Origin of the sequence: Bacillus cereus group sp. BfR-BA-01356, assembly GCF_022663635.1 — a bacterium.
GTDB classification, from domain to species: Bacteria; Bacillota; Bacilli; order Bacillales; family Bacillaceae_G; genus Bacillus_A; species Bacillus_A cereus.
Window position 1 is genome coordinate 1 of the sequence record NZ_JAKUFX010000208.1, and the last position, 6,012, is coordinate 6,012.

A 6,012-nucleotide genomic window follows, 5' to 3' on the forward strand; every position below is an offset into this window, starting at 1 on the left:
GAGATTCATAAGAAAACGTCATCCTTTCTAGTCTAGCTTTTTTAGAAAGAATAACGTTTTTTTACACTTGGGGGTAGTGAAGATTTTTAAGTTGATGGGCATGTGGCGGTACCCCTATATGTTGAAGATCTTTCAAATGAAAATACCCTAAATCTCGGATACATAGATCATTCGCTGCCACAGTTGGGACACACAAAGAACCGTAGGTTCGATCATGTTGTTTACCTGGACCTGTATGAATATGAAGGAATTGTCCACTTAATAAATCATACTCAAGCTGTATCTTTACTCCCGCTGTATGGCTGCATCCTCCCGCACCAGGATAAATTGATGAAAATGTATTCGGAAGTTGAAATGCAGTTGAATCTAAAATACGAATACGCTTGAAAACAGAAGTATATGGATAAGAAATTGGCATAGATGCGGTCAGTTTTTGGTTTAGTAGTTCAGCTAATAGGTGTTGTAAAAATTGAACAGCCACTTTATTAAATCGTTGATTCAAGCCCTCAGGGCTGATAAGTACTTCTGTTGATGCTTCTAAACAGCTAGTTAACTGAGTTAAAGAAGTCATAGCTACATTTTGGCTCACCCATACACATAAAGCGACTAAATCTTTTGCTTGGTACTTACTAGTTTGTTGTACAAAGCCAACATCTCTAGCAAGATCCCGTAAGACATTTGGAGATAGGGCACTTTGAATCTCTTGAGCAAATTGTTGTAATTCGTTAGAAACAGACATAAAAAACGCCATCCTTTCCTATGGTCTGACCCCATTTGGTGAGACAAAGAAAAAACACCTAGATAACATGTTTCCTATAAGCTATAGGTGACATATTATCTAATTTTCTCTGAATCCGTTCATTATTATAGTAGTGGATGTATTCATCCACAGTTTGTATTATACTAGCATTATTTGATTGTTTTATATTTTGCGCATAGAATCCTTCGGATTTCAAATGAGAATGAAAGGATTCCCAAACGATATGAGTGAGGAGAAGCATAATAAGGATGCGGGCACACAAGGATTAGGAATTGCTTACATAGAAGGAGTAAATATTAATCTTCGTAGAAGTCCAACTATGAGTAGTGAAATAATTCGTAAGTTAAACAAACCTGAATCTTATATCGTTTGGGAAGAGCGTGAGGGCTGGTTAAATGTAGGGAATTCATGGATAAAATATGATCCTTCCTATATTTTCTTTGCCCGCAGACACAAGAGTAATGTGGGTAGATTAGTTGTTGTAAATACGAAAGAATTATGGGTCTATGGTTCTGCTGACTGGAATGATAAGAGTAAGATTGTAAAAAAAGGAGAAGCGTTTACAATTTTAGATGAATTACAGGTAAATGGTTCTAACTTGTATAAATGTAAAATAGGAAGGATGACAAACAACCCGAAACTTAATTTAAATATTTCATTTTGAATATAATGAAAGCGAATAATATGAAGTTTAGACTATTGATGTTGAAGGACTGCTTTATCAAAAGGAAAGAAATAATATTCTTTAAAATAGACTATAAGATAGTTAATATTAAGCGATAATTTTATATAATTATTTTTCTCAGGCATTAAAAATACAAGCGAATAGGCAGTTATATCCTCTACTCCAAACGATTATAACCAGTGAAGCATAGTGCGAACCATATAAACATTAACCTGAATTTGGGATATTGTTTACTTTGGAATATAACCTATATTTATATATAGACAATTAATATACTTTATTAAATATATATAGGCTATATATTTATATTCATAAAATTAGTAGAATTTTATGAATATTTTCATAAGCTGAACCATATGATTTAAACTGTGGCTAAGATAAATGGCCCTAAATTATGAAGGTATATGTGCTAAAGTCCAAAAAGCGGGAGGTAATTCATCAAAAAATTTTACTATACAATTTTCTTAGGTAATGCTGTGTTAAAACTAATCAGTGAAGAAAAGTTAAATAGTTGGTAATATAAGCCCAACATAAAAGGAGGAGTTATATTGACTTCAAATAGGAAAAATGAGAATGAAATTATAAATGCTGTATCGAATCATTCCGCACAAATGGATCTATTACCAGATGCTCGTATTGAGGATAGCTTGTGTATAGCCGAGGGGAACAATATCGATCCATTTGTTAGCGCATCAACAGTCCAAACGGGTATTAACATAGCTGGTAGAATACTAGGCGTATTGGGCGTACCGTTTGCTGGACAACTAGCTAGTTTTTATAGTTTTCTTGTTGGTGAATTATGGCCCCGCGGCAGAGATCAGTGGGAAATTTTCCTAGAACATGTCGAACAACTTATAAATCAACAAATAACAGAAAATGCTAGGAATACGGCTCTTGCTCGATTACAAGGTTTAGGAGATTCCTTCAGAGCCTATCAACAGTCACTTGAAGATTGGCTAGAAAACCGTGATGATGCAAGAACGAGAAGTGTTCTTCATACCCAATATATAGCTTTAGAACTTGATTTTCTTAATGCGATGCCGCTTTTCGCAATTAGAAACCAAGAAGTTCCATTATTGATGGTATATGCTCAAGCTGCAAATTTACACCTATTATTATTGAGAGATGCCTCTCTTTTTGGTAGTGAATTTGGGCTTACATCGCAGGAAATTCAACGCTATTATGAGCGCCAAGTGGAACGAACGAGAGATTATTCCGACTATTGCGTAGAATGGTATAATACAGGTCTAAATAGCTTGAGAGGGACAAATGCCGCAAGTTGGGTACGGTATAATCAATTCCGTAGAGATCTAACGTTAGGAGTATTAGATCTAGTGGCACTATTCCCAAGCTATGACACTCGCACTTATCCAATAAATACGAGTGCTCAGTTAACAAGAGAAGTTTATACAGACGCAATTGGAGCAACAGGGGTAAATATGGCAAGTATGAATTGGTATAATAATAATGCACCTTCGTTCTCTGCCATAGAGGCTGCGGCTATCCGAAGCCCGCATCTACTTGATTTTCTAGAACAACTTACAATTTTTAGCGCTTCATCACGATGGAGTAATACTAGGCATATGACTTATTGGCGGGGGCACACGATTCAATCTCGGCCAATAGGAGGCGGATTAAATACCTCAACGCATGGGGCTACCAATACTTCTATTAATCCTGTAACATTACGGTTCGCATCTCGAGACGTTTATAGGACTGAATCATATGCAGGAGTGCTTCTATGGGGAATTTACCTTGAACCTATTCATGGTGTCCCTACTGTTAGGTTTAATTTTACGAACCCTCAGAATATTTCTGATAGAGGTACCGCTAACTATAGTCAACCTTATGAGTCACCTGGGCTTCAATTAAAAGATTCAGAAACTGAATTACCACCAGAAACAACAGAACGACCAAATTATGAATCTTACAGTCACAGGTTATCTCATATAGGTATAATTTTACAATCCAGGGTGAATGTACCGGTATATTCTTGGACGCATCGTAGTGCAGATCGTACGAATACGATTGGACCAAATAGAATCACCCAAATCCCAATGGTAAAAGCATCCGAACTTCCTCAAGGTACCACTGTTGTTAGAGGACCAGGATTTACTGGTGGGGATATTCTTCGAAGAACGAATACTGGTGGATTTGGACCGATAAGAGTAACTGTTAACGGACCATTAACACAAAGATATCGTATAGGATTCCGCTATGCTTCAACTGTAGATTTTGATTTCTTTGTATCACGTGGAGGTACTACTGTAAATAATTTTAGATTCCTACGTACAATGAACAGTGGAGACGAACTAAAATACGGAAATTTTGTGAGACGTGCTTTTACTACACCTTTTACTTTTACACAAATTCAAGATATAATTCGAACGTCTATTCAAGGCCTTAGTGGAAATGGGGAAGTGTATATAGATAAAATTGAAATTATTCCAGTTACTGCAACCTTCGAAGCAGAATATGATTTAGAAAGAGCGCAAGAGGCGGTGAATGCTCTGTTTACTAATACGAATCCAAGAAGATTGAAAACAGATGTGACAGATTATCATATTGATCAAGTATCCAATTTAGTGGCGTGTTTATCGGATGAATTCTGCTTGGATGAAAAGAGAGAATTACTTGAGAAAGTGAAATATGCGAAACGACTCAGTGATGAAAGAAACTTACTCCAAGATCCAAACTTCACATCCATCAATAAGCAACCAGACTTCATATCTACTAATGAGCAATCGAATTTCACATCTATCCATGAACAATCTGAACATGGATGGTGGGGAAGTGAGAACATTACCATCCAGGAAGGAAATGACGTATTTAAAGAGAATTACGTCACACTACCGGGTACTTTTAATGAGTGTTATCCGACGTATTTATATCAAAAAATAGGGGAGTCGGAATTAAAAGCTTATACTCGCTACCAATTAAGAGGTTATATTGAAGATAGTCAAGATTTAGAGATATATTTGATTCGTTATAATGCGAAACATGAAACATTGGATGTTCCAGGTACCGAGTCCCTATGGCCGCTTTCAGTTGAAAGCCCAATCGGAAGGTGCGGAGAACCGAATCGATGCGCACCACATTTTGAATGGAATCCTGATCTAGATTGTTCCTGCAGAGATGGAGAAAAATGTGCGCATCATTCCCATCATTTCTCTTTGGATATTGATGTTGGATGCACAGACTTGCATGAGAATCTAGGCGTGTGGGTGGTATTCAAGATTAAGACGCAGGAAGGTCATGCAAGACTAGGGAATCTGGAATTTATTGAAGAGAAACCATTATTAGGAGAAGCACTGTCTCGTGTGAAGAGGGCAGAGAAAAAATGGAGAGACAAACGTGAAAAACTACAATTGGAAACAAAACGAGTATATACAGAGGCAAAAGAAGCTGTGGATGCTTTATTCGTAGATTCTCAATATGATAGATTACAAGCGGATACAAACATCGGCATGATTCATGCGGCAGATAAACTTGTTCATCGAATTCGAGAGGCGTATCTTTCAGAATTACCTGTTATCCCAGGTGTAAATGCGGAAATTTTTGAAGAATTAGAAGGTCACATTATCACTGCAATCTCCTTATACGATGCGAGAAATGTCGTTAAAAATGGTGATTTTAATAATGGATTAACATGTTGGAATGTAAAAGGGCATGTAGATGTACAACAGAGCCATCATCGTTCTGACCTTGTTATCCCAGAATGGGAAGCAGAAGTGTCACAAGCAGTTCGCGTCTGTCCGGGGTGTGGCTATATCCTTCGTGTCACAGCGTACAAAGAGGGATATGGAGAGGGCTGCGTAACGATCCATGAAATCGAGAACAATACAGACGAACTAAAATTTAAAAACCGTGAAGAAGAGGAAGTGTATCCAACGGATACAGGAACGTGTAATGATTATACTGCACACCAAGGTACAGCTGGATGCGCAGATGCATGTAATTCCCGTAATGCTGGATATGAGGATGCATATGAAGTTGATACTACAGCATCTGTTAATTACAAACCGACTTATGAAGAAGAAACGTATACAGATGTAAGAAGAGATAATCATTGTGAATATGACAGAGGGTATGTCAATTATCCACCAGTACCAGCTGGTTATGTGACAAAAGAATTAGAATACTTCCCAGAAACAGATACAGTATGGATTGAGATTGGAGAAACGGAAGGAAAGTTTATTGTAGATAGCGTGGAATTACTCCTCATGGAAGAATAGGATCATCCAAGTATAGCAGTTTAATAAATATTAATTAAAATAGTAGTCTAACTTCCGTTCCAATTAAATAAGTAAATTACAGTTGTAAAAAGAAAACGGACATCACTCTTCAGAGAGCGATGTCCGTTTTTTATATGGTTTGTGCTAATGATAAGTGTGCACGAAATTTTATTGTCAAAATAGTATTTACTTGAGAAAAAGATCATGTTATGTAGGGGTACCGCCACATCCCTATCAAGCTAATAGTTTTAATTACCCCATAACGAAATTTTTAGCATCGTTAACTATTGATAATGATAGGTTATGTTAATAAAAATTGTATGGGTGATATA

2 protein-coding genes and 2 pseudogenes are annotated in these 6,012 nt (G+C 36.8%); 2 read left to right on the forward strand and 2 right to left on the reverse strand.

The genetic code is table 11. The annotated features are described in order from the left end of the window. Positions 1 to 115 precede the first annotated feature (115 nt). Together MR168_RS31935 and MR168_RS34030 are read right to left on the reverse strand one after the other, a co-directional pair. A pseudogene (locus tag MR168_RS31935) lies at positions 116 to 739 on the reverse strand (IS4 family transposase); the annotation flags it as partial. 58 nt (positions 740 to 797) lie between these two features. After that, a pseudogene (locus MR168_RS34030) lies at positions 798 to 974 on the reverse strand (IS3 family transposase); the annotation flags it as partial. A 9-nt stretch (positions 975 to 983) separates the two neighbouring features. Between MR168_RS34030 and MR168_RS31940 the strand changes: the two are divergent. After that, positions 984 to 1,424 carry an SH3 domain-containing protein gene (locus MR168_RS31940; RefSeq protein ID WP_228497364.1) on the forward strand — a complete coding sequence of 147 codons (441 nt, stop codon included), beginning with the start codon at positions 984 to 986 and terminating at the stop codon, positions 1,422 to 1,424. A gap of 569 nt (positions 1,425 to 1,993) precedes the next feature. After that, the gene (gene cry1Ba / locus MR168_RS31945) at positions 1,994 to 5,680 is read left to right on the forward strand and encodes a pesticidal crystal protein Cry1Ba (RefSeq protein ID WP_086412479.1); all 3,687 of its coding nucleotides are present in this window, start codon (positions 1,994 to 1,996) and stop codon (positions 5,678 to 5,680) included. Positions 5,681 to 6,012 lie beyond the last annotated feature (332 nt).

Excerpts from the sequence above, each read along its gene's own strand:
- MR168_RS31940 (WP_228497364.1), top strand. The coding sequence starts at position 984 with ATGAGTGAGGAGAAGCATAATAAGGATGCGGGCACACAAGGATTAGGA.